Here is an 18,817-nt window from a genome sequence, read left to right on the forward strand (position 1 = left end):
GCTTACGACCCCATTTCTAAAGCAAATCTGAAACGATGCCGTAACGATACATACATTGGATTCCAGCGGGGCATTTCGCAGGTTTCTAAGCGTGAAGCGCCCTCTGCTCAGTTCCTTGTGCTATGATTACTGCGTTGAGGGCAAGAGGTTCAAAGAAACCCGCCCTCTCAACACACTCACCAGCAACCCATAGAGGTTCAGACCAATGCCGACCGATTTCTCCACCATTGACCTTGCGACCCTCAACGCTGCCCAAGGCGTGATGGTTGCCGCCCTGCACAACAAGGTCTGCCAGTGGGAACAGGATTCTGCTGATGCTGCTGCGGGCGGAAACCTCAGTGCTGCCTCAATGATTCAGCACTGGGCATTTGCTGCTGACCTGCTTTCCGCCACGATCAGCACTGAATTCACGAATCTGTTCTCACAGGCACTCACTGCCCGTTTTGGTGATCTGACCCCCACTACCCACCGCTCAGTTGCCGATCAGGTGCTGGATGCGGTTGCTCTGGAGGTGGCAGCATCGCAGAAGGTGCCTGAACTGGTTGCCGTCTGATTGCTTTTGAGCATCGGGCACCGCATCCCGCTGCTTTAATGCTATAATTTCAGTGTTGAGGGGCAAGAAACTCAAAGCAGTTCGCCCCTCCAACCCTTTTCCCAGAAACCCACAGAGGTTCCAACCGATGCTTCAGCAATCCATTCCCCGCCACTGGCACTTCACCACCCCAGAGCACGACGGTCTATCCATTCGCCTCTCACGCATCACGGGTGAGTTTGATCTTTCGCTCCGAACTCAAGTTGGTGATATGTGCTGGGAGACGACCATTCTTTCCAGTCACCAGACCCTGGAGCAGGCAGTCACTGCCGCTGATAGGCAGGTGCTGGTGGTGTCACGATGAAAACCCTGACCGTTGCTGGTGCTGGTGGTCTTCCCCGCCAGAATCAAACAACTCGCCCCAGCAGTAATGGCATACGACCATCCCGATGCTCCTAAGCAGTTCGGCATCCGCCTCAGCGAGGAGACGATGAAACTGGTCTCTGAAATCCAGCATCACCGCCAACGCACCAATCAACCCATAACCCTCTCCTCAATCGTGGAGGACGCTATCCAGTGTCACTACAACCGATTGGTGAATGAGGATGCCATCAAAAAATGACTGATGACTCCACCAATCTCCCCATCTGATCTTCTGCGGGTTCTCAAGACCCTGCCACCAGAGGCACCAGACCCATTCCCCCATCTGGCATCTCTCACGCCTGATGCCCTTCTCAGCAGACGGGTAGAGATCACAGGCAGCATCAAGAACCTGGAGCAGGAGCGGCAAGTAATTGACGCTGAACTACTGAGCACCTTTGGCGATGCTGAACTCCGCTTTGGTGTTCGTGCCCCTGGTGGTTGGGTTCTCAAGCAGCGGTCACGAACCAGTTGGGACTATACCCCTGAAGTTCGTGATGCCATCAAGGGTCTTCAGGGTCAGGCACAACGGGATGGGAGGGCACAACCTCTGACGAGCACTTATTTGTGCTTGACCAAAGAGGTCTGATACTCCCCCTATTGCGTCAGACGCTAAAGACCTGCTGTAGGTGGGCGATGGGATTGGCACCCTCCTCGCCACCAACAACCCAAAACTCAGTGCTGCCACTTCTCAGCAGAGCACGGAAGTCATCAGCGCCAATCAAAATCCCGCAATGCTCTGCCAAGACGACCATCTCCTCTGGAGTGGTGGAGGCATAGAACTCACGCCCCAACTCTGGGTCACTATCCATCCGATAGAGGAAGTGATCCAGGGCATCCAGGAGTGGCGCTGGCGAGTAATCCACGCTTGGCGCTCAGGCACCAAGGAACGCTAACAAGGCATCAGCAAACCACAGCAGAAGACAACCAAGACAGAGTGTTTAATGCTATACTCTAAGCACTGAACTCCACAGAGAGTCAATCCAATGCTCAAGACATCCAGCAACGGCATTCAGGCAACCACTGCCATCAAGTTCTCCCTGCGCCCCACTGCCGAAACCTTGGCGGACTTGTCCCGTCCAATTGACCCTCGGCACCTCAAGACCAGGAAGCAGGGCAACACGACCCTGACCTACTGCCCCTGGAACACCATTGCCCGCCACCTTCACCATCGTGCTCCTGGTTGGTGTTGGGAGGTGCAGTCGGTACAAGAAGTTGGCGGTGCTGTTGTGGTCACTGGGCGATTGACGATCCCAACCGCTGATGGAGACCTGCTCCACTACTCGGCAGTGGCATCGGAACCATTGGAGTCCAAGTCACAGGCGCCTGCTGCTGAGGTTGCTGCTTCAAGTTGCCTTAGGAGGGCAGCGGCATTGGCGGGTCTTGGGTTGGAGTTGTGGGGGTAACACACTTTAAAAATGCGGAGGAGTTGACCATTAAGTCAAAGTAGTTCTATATTGCGAATGAGATCCACAAAGCAATGGACGAAAATCTACTGCCTCCCCTCCCTCCGCTACCAAGTCAAGAGAACAGCGCATACAGCAGAGAGGTAAAATCGACTGCCGCAAGCGGTCCATTTGGACTGTCAAAAGGGTTAAGGAAAGAAGATCTTGATATCCAGATTGTCGAAGTAAAACCATGCTTCTATCGAGCGGAGACACTTCCCAAAAAACACTCTGCTTTCCAATATTATTACCTTCAGATAACTCCCGTACAAGGGTTGTCATGGATTAAGTCGATAGGTAATCCCATCTCGACAAACCCTTATGGACACGAACTAAGAAGTTCCTTTGAGGACATGAAAGGGAAGTTGGAAAATATCTATGGAAGACCAGAAATGGTTGACTTCCTCATGTACGAAAGCATTTGGAATGAACCGAGAGACTGGATGCAAGCGATTCAAAACGGCGAAAGGAGACTTGCCGCTCGATGGGACAATGGAAAACCTAAAGTCTTACCCTCTGAGATTGAGTCTATATTTTTATACGTTGCCGCCGAAGACGCATATACGGGTTACATTGCAATTGAATACGCTTTTGCCAACTACGATGCTTCAGAAAAAGAAATAGGAATGCTCGAAGATGACGCATTATAAATCATTCAGCATTAAAGCATGAATAATAAATCGAGAATCTTTATTGCTGCTCACGACAAGATTTTTAAATCATTCTCGAAATCAGATCAACAAGAGGGGAAAAACGAAAGCACGGAGATAAGCAGAGTCTTTCTAGAGATTTCCCATTTATACCTGACTTCCGTCGCCAATGCAGACGAGAGTGATTATTGGATGAGTTTTGTTTTTGATACATGCTGCAGTTCTGGTCTGTGCTCTATTCGCTACATCGACCATCTGAGCATTGATCAAAAACGGAAGCATATTCAAGCGACACTCATAGATAGACTAAAAGATACCGACAAAAGACCTCTAGAGGTTGACAGCATCGCAAGACACATCTCAGCACTAATTAAATCGCAGAAAGACGACGCAGCACCTAATGATGCAAAAGAAAGAGAAATAGCAAGCGTGATATTGGATTACATACATGTCTTGATTTCCATCGATCGGGTAATAAGCGAAAAGGAAAATGTATTCTTCAAGTCAATACGGGACGGCGTATACAAAAATGTTGGTTGGCGAAAAGAAGGTTCTCTTCACATAGCGGGAGATGGCAGGCAGACGGGAAACCCAAGGAATAATGCAAATAATGACGAGTCTCCATTAAAATCCGTAGAAGAGATACTAGAAGAACTGCGATCACTAATTGGACTTGAGAATATAAAAACAGAGGTTCAGTCCTTAGTCAATTCTCTGCAAGTACAGCAAATGCGAAAACAAGCAGGGTTGCCAAACGCAGACATTTCAAATCACATGATTTTCTATGGAAATCCTGGCACTGGCAAAACCACAATTGCCAGAAAACTAGGGCATCTATACCACCAACTAGGAATTCTCAGCAAAGGACATTTCATCGAGACTGACCGCAGTGGTTTGGTTGGAGGATATCTTGGACAAACGGCGATTAAGACGAAAGATGTCCTCGACTCGGCGCTAGGAGGAATTCTTTTCATTGACGAAGCGTATAGTTTGTCTAGCGCAACAGGAGAAGATCAGTATGGGCAGGAGGCAATTGATACCATATTGAAATATATGGAAGACCACAGGGAAGACCTGATAATTATTGCTGCAGGATACGAAAATTTAATGGGTGAGTTTCTTCAGTCAAACCCTGGAATGAAATCTAGATTCAACAAATTCTTCCGCTTTGAAGACTACTCAGAAGACGAACTGCTAAAGATTTTCATCCTAATAGCAAACCAGTCAAGTTACGCCTTAGATGATGAAGCAAAAGAGCACCTTGGAATCATTACAAAAGAAATGATTCGAACAAAGTCAGGCAACTTTGGAAATGGACGGACAATTCGAAATCTTTTTGAACGCTCTATTGCCAATCAGGCGAACAGAATTGTCGCATTAAGCACAAGCGATAAAATCGATCTTCAAAGGATAGCGAAGGAGGACATTCAGTGGCAAGACGTTGCTGCTGTCACTAACTAAGATGCTTTTTCGATGAGATGTGGTGCGTCAAAACAGTCTCTTATATTGCTCTTATTTGCTGCTTGGTCCCTCTATGGAGGGTTAGCAGTTCACGCCGCCTCTGTTCTGTCCATTGGTGACGCAGACACCATCACAGTGACCGAAGGCAGTAGGCGGATCAAGGTTCGTCTTGCCTGCATTGATGCTCCCGAGACATCCCAATCTCCATATGGGATGGAGTCCAGGAAAACTCTGCAGGGACTGCTGCCCATCGGATCAAAAGTCATCCTCAAGAGCAAGGCAGTGGACCGCTACGGGCGCAACGTTGCTGAGGTACTCAAAGGTGCCACCAATATCAATCAGTCCCTTGTTGGATCTGGCAATGCCTTTGTCTACTGGCAGTACATCAGTGGGTGTGACCGCCATACCTACTCCCGACTGGAGAACGATGCACGTTTGAAGGGTGCTGGGGTCTGGAGTGTGCCTGGTGGGATCCAGCGCCCATGGGACTACAGGCGTAACAGGAAAGGTGGTAGTAGTGCGTCTTCAAGTGGTGGTGGATCCAGCAGCGGCAAGTATCGCTGTAAGGAGATCGGGTCTTGGAACAAGGCGCAGGACTTACTCAAGCAGGGTCATACCTACCTGGATCGTGATGGCGACGGGGAGGCGTGTGAGTCACTCAAATGACGATTAATATTGAGTGGCAGTGACTTTTCCAACGATCCAGTGAACGATCTCTGCCTGCAAGAGGTTTGCGATAGCAACCTTTCTACCTATCTCAATCTTGCCCAGGCGTATGAGGCAGAGTTCTCGCCAATTACCAAGAAGAACCCTAACCTCACAGGTCTCTACGAGTTGGACACGACTATTGGTGGCGAAGTTAAGGCATACATTCTTCAGAACAGCGCGAATGCAATTGGGTTTGCCGCAGCATCAGTTCCAGAAGAAGGGACAAGAGACCTTCGCGAGTTCTACATTGTGCCAACAATGCGCGGCAAAAAGATAGGGACTTATCTTGCCAGGCAAGTTTTCTCCTTCTATCCCGGGAAGTGGACAGTGAAGCAATTAAAGCAGGCAACTCACGCCACATCATTTTGGCATCAAGCATTGTCTGAACTAGGCATTCCCTACGAAGAAACAATTTTGCTGGATGAGTATTGGGGGAATGTAGTGATGCAGACATTTCAGATTATGCCGCAGTCATATCCTTGATGAGGGATCAATCTGGTAAAGACTGAAATACCAATGACACTCTAGATCCAGTGGCAAGAGCAAAACGGCACCTCGCATCATCGCCAGACCAAGCAAGATCTGGCGGATGCTTATCGGGTTGCTCAGCGTCGTACTGAATCCACAGGGGCGCGCCACTTCAAGACCAGAAAGCAGGGCACAGCAACCCTGACCTACTGCCCCTGGAACACCATTGCCCGCCACCTTCACCACCGTGCCCCTGGTTGGTGTTGGGAGGTTCAATCGGTTCAGGAGGTTGGCGGTGCCGTTGTCGTGACGGGGCGCCTAACCATCCCCACCGCTGATGGAGACCTGCTCCATTACTCGGCGGTTGCTTCGGAACCGTTGGAATCGAAGTCACAGGCACCCGCTGCTGAGGTTGCTGCGTCTTCGTGCCTCAGGAGGGCGGCAGCGTTGGCGGGGTTGGGGTTGGAGTTGTGGGGGTAGAGGCGCCAACATTGCGCCGCTGGTCCTGCCAATACATAAATGGGTGACTACCACTGAGCGAACCTAAGGGTTGGGGTTAAACGAGGCGGCAAAGACCGTTCCAGATTTATGCAGAAAATGCATAAAGCAAGGTGGCTACTCAAGCAGTGTGCGCATAAGCACCCGTTCCAAGCCCGCAGACCCTCTCCTGGGTCGCAAGGGGGAGGGTAAGATTTGAAGAAAATATGAAGAGAGTCGGAATTGGTTCTGGGTCTCTTCCCTAATCCACTGCAGGGAGAGGACTGAATGGCAATTTCTAATGCAGCGACGAACCTCCTTAGTGCCCTTCTGCCCGAGTGGCACCTGCTGCTTCAGGGATGGTCGGCAGATGGTCGACTGACTACTGCCGCTCAAGAGGCACTGCTGCTGAACGGGGAACCTGGAGCACTCAGCGACCTGACGAACCAGTGGTCTGCGGGTGAGTTCGGTGCCTTACCGCCAATCGTTCTGCTCTCCGCGGCGGACATCAACGGTGCGCTGGGGGCTTATGCGCTCAGTACAGGCACGATCTATCTCAATGCCGATTGGTTAGCAGGGGCGACCAAGGACCGGGTGATTGCGGTGCTCACGGAGGAGCTGGGGCATCACTTGGATGGGCTGCTGAATGCGGTGGATACTCCCGGGGACGAGGGGGAGTATTTTGCGAGATTGTTGAGCGGGGAATTGCTCCCCGATGCCCAAAAGAACGCACTAAGAACGAGTCCTGATTCGGGAAAGATTTTAATTCAAGATTCGTTGACAAGCGTGGAGAATGCTTCCTTGAGCGTTTCTACGGCTTGGATTAGGCAGTTTGGAACAACAGGCTACGAGACTTCCTATGGAGTAGCCGCGGCTTCTGACGGAAAGATTTGGACCGCAAGCGCAGGCAGATATCTTGTCGATGGAGCCCCAAAGACAAACGACTCTGACAACCTAATCACAATATTTAATTCCGACGGAACCACATACACAACAATCAACTCGGGACCAATAGGAACTCAAATAATTCAGGGCATCTCCGCCAGCGGTTCCAACATCTATGTGGCAGGTCAGACAATAGCTGGCACGATAGACGGTCAAGTCAATAGCTGGGGAAAGACAGGATACCTAACGTCATACGATCTTGCCGGCAATAAAATCTGGACACGGGTACTTCCGGGCTATACCGGAACAAGATCAGTCACATCAGATAGCTCTGGGATATACGTCTCAGGCTTTACCTACTTTGGATTAAATGGCACCCCATCTCTTGGTGGAGCCGATGCCTTTCTCGCCAAATTCGACACCCAAGGCAGCCTTCTTTGGACAAGAACTATTGGCGGAAACGGGGAAGATGCGAATGGGGGGACGAATCAAGTATCCGGAAATGGCACCTATATTGCGGTTGCCGGCTACACCAACCAGCCCATAGATGGACAGACAGAAGCATCTGGGGGCTTTATTTCACTCTTTACAGCATCCGGAACTAAGTTTTGGACAAGGATGCGAACAGACGGGATTGGTCCCATCTACACGGCAAGCGACAATTCGCTGTACTTCGCTGGAGTCAAAGCCGGAACGAGCGATATCTACATTACAAAGCTTGACGCGACTGGCTCTCAGGTGTGGACAAACACCTATGGGACAGCTGGCACAGACAACCCCGTTCAGATATCGATAAATACTGCGGGAGAACTTTTTGTCCTTGCCAACACTACCGGAGCCTTCCCTGGCTATGTCAACTCAGGGGGCATTGACAATGCGTTCCTTAGAATCAACACTGTTACAGGCTCTCTTATCGCAGCCAGTCAGTGGGGATCTTCAGTATCAGAAGAATCTATACAGTTCTCCTTAGCCGACGACGGATCGCTGTTCGTTGCGGGATCTGTTCAGGCATCACTGCCAGGAAACATCTTTGGAGGAGGAACATATGATCCGTATTTGATCAAATTTGTATTAAATAATGGTCCAACCGACCTCACCTTCACAAGCAGCGGCATCGCAGAGAACAGTGCTGCTAGCACCGTCATTGGCACTCTCTCCTCTACAGATCCAGATAGCGGTTCTTCCTTTGCCTATGCCCTCGCCACCGGTAACGGAACCAATGATGCCGATAATGCCCTTGTAGACATTGTTGGAAATGAAGTCAGGGTCAAATCTGGTGCCCTTATCGACTTTGAAACCAACCCACTCCTCAACCTCAATATCCAGGTCACCGATAACGGTGGACAAACCTACACCAAAGCAGTCACCGCAAGCGTTATTGATGTGAATGAAAAAACTGTCATTCGCGCGAACAGCCTCTACACAACGGTAAACGGTCCTACTTGGACGCAAGCAGAAGCAAACTCGGTGGCAAATGGTGGTCATCTAACGACCATAAATGACTTAGCAGAGAATATTTGGGTCGAGCAAAAATTTTCAACTGGGGTGGACACTTCCGCATTTATCGGTCTCAGAGAGACAAGTCAAGGTGTTTGGGAGTGGGTAAGCGGTGAATCAAATGGGTTCACAAACTGGGCACCAACGGAACCGAATAATTACAACGGTTGGAGCGAAGACTATGGCGTAATGTATTTACCATCGGGTCTCTGGAATGACTCCTTAGAGCAGGATCCCAATAACTATTTCAACGGTATCGCAGAAATCCCCCTCTCCCTCTCCATAACCCGCACAGGAGAAGTCAAAGAAGGTTCTGGACTCTTCACCACATCCATCAATCTCTCTGCAGGCACTCAGGCATCAGGCAACCTTGCAGACGGTTCTCAGGTCTGGTGGAAGGTCACAGGCATCACCGCAGATGATTTGGCATCAGGCACTCTGAGTGGTACGGGAACAATTCAGAACGGCAAGCTTGATATTCAGCATTCACTAAAAGTTGATGCGGACCTAGGGGAATCCTTTGAGGTCTCAGTTTTCTCTGATGCCTTGATGACTCAGCAAATTGGTGCGATGTCATCTGTTGCGATTGCCGAGAATAGAGTCATAAGGGGCAACTCCATCTACAGAATTGTGGATGGTCCTAATTGGACTCAAGCAGAAACGAATGCGGTCGCGATAGGAGGGCATCTTGTCACAATCGAGAGCGCGGCTGAAAACTCTTTTGTGACCAACAGTTTTGCGGGTATTTCGACGGGAAGCGTTGACGGACTGGCACTTTACATTGGCTACACTGACCGAGTTTCGGAAAGAATATGGCAGTGGGTTTCAGGCTCAACATCAACTTATCAAAACTGGGCAGTCGGGGAACCCAATAGTGGTGGCAATCCAACAAGTGGTACGGGTGAAGACTATGCTGTCATATATCCCACAGCAAACAAATATGGAGTTCCAGGTGTATGGAATGATCTCGATGAAATTCCATCACTGGTTTCACAAGGTATTGCAGAAATCCCCCTAACGCTCTCCATAACCCGCCAAGGAGAAGTCAAAGAAGGTTCTGGGGTCTTCACCACATCCATCAATCTCTCTGCGGGCACTCAGGCATCAGGCAACCTCGCAGAGGGTGCTCAGGTCTGGTGGAAGATCACAGGCATCACCGCAGATGATTTGGCATCTGGGGCTCTGAGTGGTACGGGAACAATTCAGAACGGCAAACTTGATATTCAGCACTCTCTTGTGATTGATGCTGATACTGGTGAGCAATTTCAAGTCTCTGTGTTCTCTGATGCCTTAATGACCTCTCAGTACCTGATTGGGAGCAAGAGTTCTGTAGCGATCTCGGAGAATATTGTCATCAAGGGGAACTCAATATACAGAATTGTTGATGGTCCTTCTTGGACGCAGGCAGAAGCAAACTCAGTGGTATTAGGTGGTCACCTAACGACAATAGGCAGCCTTGAAGAGAATACGTGGCTTTCGGACAAGTTTGGGAACGTTGGTCGATCTCCCTTAAGCAGTCTGGCACCCAATCAGATTCCCGGTGATGGGTATAGCCTTTGGATAGGAGCGACGGATAGCCTTGTCGAGGGAGTATGGACAGACCCAACAGGCAGTCCTTTAACCTTTACGAACTGGAGCACAAATGAACCGAATAATGTTGGATGGTATGACCCTAGCGGTGAAGACTATGCAGCCATGGCTGGGTTTACATGGATAGATTTAGGGACTAACCCGCCCAACTCGGATCATGCATTTACAGGAATCGCAGAAATCCCCCTCTCCCTCTCCATAAACCGCCAAGGAGAAGTCAAAGAAGGTTCTGGGCTCTTCACTACGTCCATCAATCTCTCTGCGGGCACTCAGGCATCAGGCAACCTCGCAGAAGGTGCTCAGGTCTGGTGGAAGATCACAGGCATCACCGCAGATGATTTGGCATCTGGGGCTCTGAGTGGTACGGGAACAATTCAGAACGGCAAGCTTGATATTCAGCATTCACTTGCGGTTGACGCTGATACTGGCGAGCAATTTCAAGTCTCTGTGTTCTCTGATGCCTTGATGACTTCTGAGTTTCAGGTTGGCATCACACAATCGGTAGCAATTTCTGAAAGAGTCATGGTGAGAGGAAATTCCTTTTACACCATCGTCAATGGTTCTACATGGACACAAGCAGAAGCGAATGCGGTTGCGCTTGGCGGCAATTTAGTCACCATTAACGATGCCGGTGAGAACGCATATCTGCTGACTGGTCAGAATCGGGCAATCAACGCCTTGAGCGGCGACGGATTCTTCTGGCTAGGCATTCAGGATGCCGATGACAATGGGACTTACACCTGGTCGTCAGGTCAACAAACAGGATACGCCTCTTGGTTTACGAACGAACCAAGCGGAATTGACGTATTCGGTCCAGAAAACTATGGATTTACAATTAACTTCTTGGATGGCGATCCGAGTGTGTCGCAAAACGGATATTGGTACGACACAACTGTAGATGGGAATGGATTAATACCAAAGGGAATCGCAGAAATTCCCTTCATCCGCCGTGGTGATTCCGCTTATGTGATCGTCCAAGGTCCAACCTGGGAAGCAGCAGAAGCAAATGCAGTTGCTCTCGGTGGGCACTTGGTGACGATTAATGATGCGGCAGAGAACGAATGGATATCAAGAACTTTTGCTGACACCAACAAAGGCTATGAACCATACCCCAACAACCCTCAACCCATAAATGGTGACATTTACTGGACCGGTCTTTATAAAGTAGCTGGAGGGACATGGAAATGGGCATCGAGCGAGGCATTTACGTTTTCTAATTGGGGACAGAATAGACCGAATCAAGCCTGGGGGTTCACCAACGAAGCAGTGGAAATGATCGTTGAAGCATATCCTGAGTGGTACAAAACTAATCCCGGTACAGAATGGACTGCTTCTGCCGGAGACTGGAGCAACGCACCAGCAAACATAACAAGATACGGAATAGCAGAAATCAAGCTCGCACCCAATATTGAGCACACTGGAAGCCCGACCCTCGCTGGGAACTTCAAGGTTGGTCAAACCATAAGCATTGATGCCTCAGAAATTCAAGATGGGGACAACTTTGCTGCATACACGCCCACCTATGTCTATTCATGGGAGGTCACAGGCGACAACGGCGGAACCTGGACTCCAATCAGCACCTCTGATGCCACAGATGGCAACAGCACATATACCCTTACCGCTGGTGAAGTAGGCAAACAGATTCGTGGAGTAGTTCGCTACTTAGACGGACACGGGACATACGAAATTGTTGCGACCGACAAATCATCAGCCGTAACTTATCCGGCAGCCAACTATGATCAAAACAATAATTTGATCATCACTGCTCCAGGTGCCGGAACCATCGACGGCATTCCTTTCACAAGCACCTATTCAATTGATTTAGGGCTTGGACCAGACACCGCCACTCTTACAAGTGCTGCTGGAACCAATACTGGGATGACAGTCGAGGGTGGAGCAGGCATAGACACCCTGAACGGCAATGAAAACAACAATGTCCTGGTTCTGACAGGCGAGAATCAAGGCACCCTCGACGGGCTTGCCTTCAGCGCTTTTGAGAATGTAGACCTCAAGGCAGGTGACGATATTGTCTATATCCTCCCTGGTGGCAGCCTTACAGGTCTTCTGAACGGAGGCGGCACCAAAAAGATTGTCTATTTGCCACCCGGTGCCCCCGTTCCGCCTCCTGGCGGGGTGATCACTCCCCCAGTCACTCCGCCCACGACACCGCCGATCACGATCGCGCCACCACCCCCTGGCTTTGACATCGACGGTGGGTACAACTACATCTATCTAAATGATAATGCCAATATACTTACCCTGACAGGCGCAGGATCTGGCGTAGTAGACGGAACCAACTTCACTAACTTCTATGCCGTTGACCTGAGGGGTGGTGCCGACATTGCCACCATTAATGCCGGTGGCTCCCTACTCGGAACCCTTGCCGGTGGTGATGGCACCGACACCCTCAACCTCAACAGCGGCGCCAACAGCCTCTCCATTGATCAAACACTCAGTGGCACCGCAGCAGGCACCTCCATTAGCGGCTTTGAGTCAATCAATCTTCTCGATGGCAATGACACTGCTGTCTTTTCCATCAATTCCTCTGCCACTGCTCCAGCGTTCAGGCAGTCCCTCACCCTTGATGGCGGAACGGGCACCGATGCCCTCACCCTCAAGCTCACCAAAGCAGAACTCGATTACCTCAGTTCTGCTGAAACCCTCTCTGCTCTCACCACCTATCTCAGCAACCCAACCAATCAGTCCATCACCCTGGCACTGAGCACCCTGGACCTCACCCTCACGGGCTTTGAATCCAGCAACCTCTTCCTTCCAGATGGTGACCTACCTGACTTGAACCCAGCGACACTGTCGCTCCAGTTCCTCGATACAGCTTTCTCCGCAACTCTGCCAACTGCCTCCACAGGCTCCATTGCCATCAACAATGCCGCCGATTTCAACGGCACCATCCCCATCACCTATGGACCCGCATCCACAAACGGGCTCTACGGCACCCTCGCTGTTTCCTCTGCCGGTCTGAGCACCTACACCGGCAACGGCACTGCCATCAAGAACCAGAGCACTTCCACTCTCACCGACACCTTCCAGGTCTCGGCAACCGATGGCAACACCACCAAAACGGCGGACTACAACGTTTCCATTGCCAACCCAACGGCAGAAAACACCCTCCTGATCACTGCTACATCCTCCGGCAGCATCGACGGCATCAGCTTTGGCTCTACTGCCACCTCCGGTCCCTATGCCGGCACCCTGCTGAGCAGCATTGACCTCGGTGCGGCAGCTGATACCGCCACACTTACCGACGGCGCAGGCACAACCGCAGCACTAACTCTCAATGGTGGCGCTGGCTTTGATCGCCTCAACGGCAACGCCTCTGCCAACAACCTCATCATCACCGGACTCGATCAAGGCACCCTCGATCTGGTCTCCTTCTCCAGCATCGAGAACATCTACCTAGAAGGCGGCAATGACACTGTCACCATCCAAGCCGGTGGACGACTCAGCGGCATCCTCGATGGCGGTGCTGGCAGCAACACCCTGACCGTCGATGGCAGCTACACGATCTCAATCGGTGATGGCGGCACGATCGTGATCGATAACGGCAGTGGTGGTGGCGGCAGCTTCTCCGGTTTCCAGAACATCGGCGGTGGCGGCGGTGGCAGTGGTACCCCTCAGAACAACAGCCTCACCCTCAACACCAACAGCAATATCGTTGCCATCACCGGTCCCAACTCCGGTACCGCCGATGGCACGGCTTTCACCAACATCTCCGACATCAACCTCGCTGCTGGTGATGACTACGCCATCCTCGCCGCAGTCGGCTCCCTCACAGGCACCCTCTCTGGTGGCACCGGAACCGACGATCTCACCCTCAGCTCCGCCATCAACACCGTCGTCCTCAGCCAGAGCGGCGCGGGCACTGCTACCAGCAGCGGCAATGCCGTCTCGACTGCCTTCAATGGCTTTGAGATCATCCGTCTGGACGCCGGCAACGACATTGCCGACCTGGATCTCAATGGCACCACTGCCCTAACGACAAAGCGCCAACTCCGCCTGGATGGCGGGCTGGGCAGCGATCAGCTCACCCTGCGGCTCAATGCCCTGGAGCGGCAGAACCTGATCAGCACAGGACAGCTGGCAGCCCTACAGACCTACATCAGCAATCCAAACGGGCAAACACTCACCGTCAGCCTGCTTGAGGTGGATCTGGTGCTTGCTGGATTTGAGACGGCGGTGCTCTACACCCCCAACCAGGCTCCTACTGACCTGACCTTCACCTCCAGCGGCATCCTTGAAAATAGTTCTGCTGGCGCTGTCATTGGCACTCTCTCCGCTACAGATCCAGATAGCGGTTCTTCCTTTGCCTATGCCCTCGCCACCGGTAACGGAACCAATGATGCCGATAATGCCCTTGTAGACATTGTTGGAAATGAAGTCAGGGTCAAATCTGGTGCCCTGATCGACTTTGAAACCAACCCCACACTCAACCTCAATATCCAGGTCACCGACAACGGCACTCCTGGTCTGACCTACACCAAGGCAGTTACAACAGCAGTGCTCAATGTCAATGAGGCACCCACTGACCTCACCTTCACAAGCAGCGGCATCGCAGAGAACAGTGCTGCTAGCACCGTCATTGGCACTCTCTCCTCTACAGATCCAGATGCTGCTTCCTCCTTTACCTATGCCCTCGCCACAGGTAACGGAACCAATGATGCAGATAATGCCCTTGTAGACATTGTTGGAAATGAAGTCAGGGTCAAATCGGGTGCTTCTATTGACTTTGAAACCAACCCACTCCTTAACCTCAATATTCAGGTCGCCGACAACGGCACTCCTGGATTGACCTATGACAAGGCAGTTACAGCAGCAGTCCTCAATGTCAATGAGGCACCCACTGACCTCACCTTCACAAGCAGCGGCATCGCAGAGAACAGTTCTGCAGGTGCAGTCATCGGCACCCTGTCGGCTACAGATCCAGATGCTGGCTCCTCCTTCACCTATGCCCTCGTACCAGGGTCAGGTGGAAACGATGCCGACAACATCCTGGCGGAAATCGTCGGCAATCAGGTACGGGTCAAATCTGGTGCCGCTATTGACTTTGAAACCAACCCACTCCTGAACCTCAACATTCAGGTCACCGATAATGGTACTCCTGGTCTGAACTACACCAAGGCAGTTACGGCAGCGGTACTGGATGTCATCGAAACCCCTACAGACACCACCCCACCCACTATCTCCAGCATCAGCACTCAGGGAACAACGGTTGCCCTTAAATTCTCTGAAACTGTTGGTGCCACAGGTGTCCTGCCTTCTAGCTTTGCGGTAGCAACAATTAATTCAAAAAATCGGGCAACAAACCGTACAATCAGCGGCGTCACACAGGATCAGAACGACCCCTCTAAACTCATCCTTACCCTCACAGGAACCGCTCCAGCAAGCAATGTAAACCTACGGGTTTCCTACACGGATCCTGCAAACAACCAGACCACAGCGGTTGTTCAGGATGCCGCAGGTAATGACCTTGCTTCCTTCTCCAACCGCTTTGCCGATACCTTCATTACCGGATCCACCACAACACTTGCAAGTCAGTACCGCAACCTCACCCTCACGGGCAATGCCAAAGTGAAAGGCACCGGCAATGCACTTGCCAACATCATCACCGGCAACAGTGGCAACAACATCCTCTCTGGTCTGGCAGGCAATGACGCCCTGCTTGGAGAAGAGGGCAACGACACCCTGATCGGAGGCACGGGAGCTGATGTCCTTACAGGGGGAGGTGGCAAAGACACCTTCCGCTATGCACTCACCGATTCGCTACTGGGTACCACTGGAAATCCTGGTTACGACCGCATCACTGACCTTGTGATCGGCACCGACCGGATTGATGGTCCTCGTGCTGTGAGTGCCACAAACCTCAGAGAACTTGGAGCCGTCTCATCATTAACGCAAGAGGGAATTGCGGCAGTGCTTACACCCACCACTTTCGTGAGAAATAGTGCTGCTACTTTTACCTATGTTAGCGAACCAGCAACTAGGACCTTCCTTGCACTAAATAATGGAACCGCTGGATACTCCAGTACTGCTGATGGTTTGATTGAGATAACTGGTTACTCAGGGGCACTGACCAACTTGGCAATTGTTTGAGGATGTTTAACCATCCCGAACGCTGATGGAGATCTGCTTCATTACTCAGCGGTGGCATCGGAACCCCTTGAATCAAAGTCCCAGGCGCCTGCTGCTGAGGTTGCTGCTTCCTCCTGCCTGAGGAGGGCGACAGCATTGACGGGGTCAGGGGGCTGGAGTTGCGGGGGTGATGTAGGAAGAAACCTGCATTAATCAATATCGTGGTAGTTCCCCTGGGCATCCGTATACCCCCTGAACCGACGCCCCTTTGATGGGTTGTAGCGTTTGGCGTAATCAACACTGCTGGTTTCTCCGGAACCATTTGCAAAGGTTCTTCCATCACGACTCACACCAAATGGTTGCCTTGATGCTGCTGCTGAACCAGGAATACTGGATTGGCTCCCACGCTCTGCCTTGAACTTCACCTGGTCCCACTTCAGTCCATTTTGCTTGCGAAGATCATTTGCTTTTGACTTTGCTGCTTCAAACCCTTGAATGCCCCTTGCCAGGACTGCATTGGTGTCTGTGCGAAAGACATAAAAGGAGAAATCCTCAAGGAGAGCAAGTCTGGTTTGATACCGCTGCTCCCTGAGAACTGCCTGTACTGTTTTCCAAATATGGTCCTGCGTTCTGTCAATCAAAATTGCGGATAGAATAAACTCACAGATATTTATTCACCCTGTGAGCGTCCGCATTATCATTCAGTGGCAGGATCAGTTCGGCAAATGGCAGCGGTTTCAGGAGAAGCACAATACCGCTGATGCCTTCCGAACTGCCCAACAACGAGCACGAAACACAGGCAAGCGACACCGCCTGGTAGATCAATCAGGGGCACTTCTGGACTTGATAGAACCGTAGGCACTAGTTGATACTCCTACAAGACGCTGTGGTGCCCTGCAGTTGTGTCCCTTGCCCGTTGTGCCCGAATGCCACCTCTCACGCCTGTATGCCTCTCCTAGGTCAGGATTGAGGGCACTAATGAGGTTGCTAAAGGTCTTACCATTCATACACTCGACACTACCCTTCTTGGCACAGTAGAAGACCCAGGAGTGCTGAACAGAATTCCAGAGTAGTGCTGCTTTTCGGTGCTTCTTCTTTGCCTCTGAGCGCCCTAATGGACCACAAAACGGACAAGAGAATGTCAACTTACCTATACCACCTGAAACAGAAACTTCTTTGTTATTCTCAAGATAATGCTCTATCAATAACAGCCTATATCTTTCGTCAATTACTGATTCCATAATACTTCTACTTGCCTCTATCGATAAACTCTATGTTGACATTATAAGGCAATTTCTCTATTCAGTCAACTTGACAAATGTTGTATTTGGGAGTAGAATAACTATGCACTAGTTTCAGGACTGGTATAAGTGTAATATCAAAGTCTTATATATACTATGTATCGTTTTCAACAGGTTATAGGAACTTTATTGAATTGCTTTGCTGCTGTCTTCTGTTCTCAAGTGTAAATCAATAGGTTGCCGAAGGCAATGTCCGAAGGACATTCCACTAAGACACTGCTCTAAACCCCTATAAGTTGCTTTAGAAATACCTTATAAAACATAAGTAGAGTGTTTAGAGACCCCACCGGAATGCCCGCAAAGACTGCAGTTGATAAGGTTTCACAGGAAATACTTTATACTTTGATACCCCTATAAATACCTTAGTCATCCATAGCAATAAAATGAGAGATCAGTCTGGTGCAATAAGAGAACAAGTATCCTTCAAGCAACGAGAGCAGCACATTAGGGACTCCTGGACATTTCTTTGTACTCATTACCAATTGAACAAATCAGACCTGGTGAAGTATCTGATAAAGAAAGAAGAGTTTTTCCTGAAAAGACCCGAAACAGTTCCTTCTGGATTCATCAAGGAATGGTTATGAAAACTCAAGAACATATACAACAACGAATCAGTTTTCTTCAACGGCAACTGGATTCACTGGAGCACTACTTACCTGAGACCTATCAGTTCCTGATGGCAGAGATGGACCATCAGCAGTGCAACCTAATGGAACTGAGAATCCAGGACTTCTACGAGAACCTAATAAATGACTAGTAAAACCAGGATTCTGATGCGTGAAATCCAGAACAAGGTCAAAAGCACCATTACTGGTCAGAAAGAGTTTCCAAATGACGATGCCGTTATTGATTATGCAATCAAGACCATCTATGAGCAAATGAAGAAGCAAAAAGTCCTCTAAGTGACCTAAATCATATGAAAAAGAAGAATGCAGATAAAGTCAAAAGTATATTTTCTATTGAGCACCAGTATCAAGATGCACTCAAGCACCTGACGCCAGAGCAACTAGAAGGTGCCCTGAAAATGCTCAAGACCATTCAGACAGCACTGGAGCGGGGTATTAGTGACTATGCCATTGACCTGACTCACGACTTATTGGACGATGAGACACCCCAGATTGTTCGTACCTTCTGGTTCAGTAAAGGAATGAGGGATTATTACTTTTGCATTGATGGCACAGGAATGATTCGGGGAATTGAGCAAGCAATGCCCAACCACCTCCTTGATCAGATCATTAGTGCCCTTGACTGCATTTATGAGTGAGGGAATCGCAGTTGAAAATCAATGGGTCCCCG

The 18,817-nt window shown here is 50.3% G+C and carries 11 protein-coding genes; 9 read left to right on the forward strand and 2 right to left on the reverse strand.

Annotation, left to right across the window (positions count from 1 at the left end; all coding sequences use genetic code 11):
• Positions 1 to 205: 205 nt before the first annotated feature.
• From U9970_RS13450 to U9970_RS13460, 3 genes are all read left to right on the forward strand, one after another.
• Positions 206 to 553, forward strand: coding sequence for a hypothetical protein (locus tag U9970_RS13450; protein WP_322764617.1), 348 nt, complete (start codon positions 206 to 208; stop codon positions 551 to 553).
• 127 nt (positions 554 to 680) lie between these two features.
• Positions 681 to 896 carry a hypothetical protein gene (locus tag U9970_RS13455; protein ID WP_322764618.1) on the forward strand — a complete coding sequence of 72 codons (216 nt, stop codon included), beginning with the start codon at positions 681 to 683 and terminating at the stop codon, positions 894 to 896.
• Positions 897 to 908: 12 nt separating this feature from the next.
• Complete coding sequence (locus U9970_RS13460) at positions 909 to 1,154, forward strand: hypothetical protein (RefSeq protein WP_322764619.1); 246 nt, start codon at positions 909 to 911, stop codon at positions 1,152 to 1,154.
• Between the two features lie 403 nt (positions 1,155 to 1,557).
• Here U9970_RS13460 and U9970_RS13465 read toward each other — a convergent pair whose 3' ends face one another.
• On the reverse strand, positions 1,558 to 1,818 hold the full coding sequence (locus tag U9970_RS13465; protein ID WP_322764620.1) for a Nif11-like leader peptide family natural product precursor: 261 nt from the start codon (positions 1,816 to 1,818) through the stop codon (positions 1,558 to 1,560).
• A 614-nt stretch (positions 1,819 to 2,432) separates the two neighbouring features.
• On the opposite strand from U9970_RS13465, the gene U9970_RS13470 reads away from it, so the two are divergent.
• The 5 genes from U9970_RS13470 to U9970_RS13490 all read left to right on the forward strand — a co-directional run bounded on the left by U9970_RS13470 (position 2,433) and on the right by U9970_RS13490 (position 16,241).
• On the forward strand, positions 2,433 to 3,047 hold the full coding sequence (locus U9970_RS13470) for a hypothetical protein (RefSeq protein ID WP_322764621.1): 615 nt from the start codon (positions 2,433 to 2,435) through the stop codon (positions 3,045 to 3,047).
• 18 nt (positions 3,048 to 3,065) lie between these two features.
• Positions 3,066 to 4,508, forward strand: a complete 1,443-nt coding sequence (locus tag U9970_RS13475) for an AAA family ATPase (protein WP_322764622.1) — start codon at positions 3,066 to 3,068, stop codon at positions 4,506 to 4,508.
• A gap of 213 nt (positions 4,509 to 4,721) precedes the next feature.
• Positions 4,722 to 5,174: a thermonuclease family protein gene (locus U9970_RS13480; protein ID WP_407653047.1), complete on the forward strand. Its 453-nt coding sequence runs from the start codon at positions 4,722 to 4,724 to the stop codon at positions 5,172 to 5,174.
• Between the two features lie 9 nt (positions 5,175 to 5,183).
• Positions 5,184 to 5,699 carry a hypothetical protein gene (locus U9970_RS13485; protein WP_322764624.1) on the forward strand — a complete coding sequence of 172 codons (516 nt, stop codon included), beginning with the start codon at positions 5,184 to 5,186 and terminating at the stop codon, positions 5,697 to 5,699.
• 750 nt (positions 5,700 to 6,449) lie between these two features.
• A complete protein-coding gene (locus U9970_RS13490; RefSeq protein WP_322764625.1) occupies positions 6,450 to 16,241 on the forward strand; it encodes a lectin-like protein in 9,792 nt (3,263 codons plus the stop codon).
• A gap of 188 nt (positions 16,242 to 16,429) precedes the next feature.
• Here the strand turns inward: U9970_RS13490 and U9970_RS13495 are convergent, their stop codons facing one another.
• Positions 16,430 to 16,861: a hypothetical protein gene (locus U9970_RS13495; RefSeq protein WP_322764626.1), complete on the reverse strand. Its 432-nt coding sequence runs from the start codon at positions 16,859 to 16,861 to the stop codon at positions 16,430 to 16,432.
• A 1,576-nt stretch (positions 16,862 to 18,437) separates the two neighbouring features.
• Between U9970_RS13495 and U9970_RS13500 the strand changes: the two genes are divergently transcribed.
• Positions 18,438 to 18,785 carry a hypothetical protein gene (locus tag U9970_RS13500; RefSeq protein ID WP_322764627.1) on the forward strand — a complete coding sequence of 116 codons (348 nt, stop codon included), beginning with the start codon at positions 18,438 to 18,440 and terminating at the stop codon, positions 18,783 to 18,785.
• Positions 18,786 to 18,817: the final 32 nt, after the last annotated feature.

It is taken from the genome of Cyanobium usitatum str. Tous, assembly GCF_963920485.1.
GTDB lineage: Bacteria > Cyanobacteriota > Cyanobacteriia > PCC-6307 > Cyanobiaceae > Cyanobium_A > Cyanobium_A usitatum_A.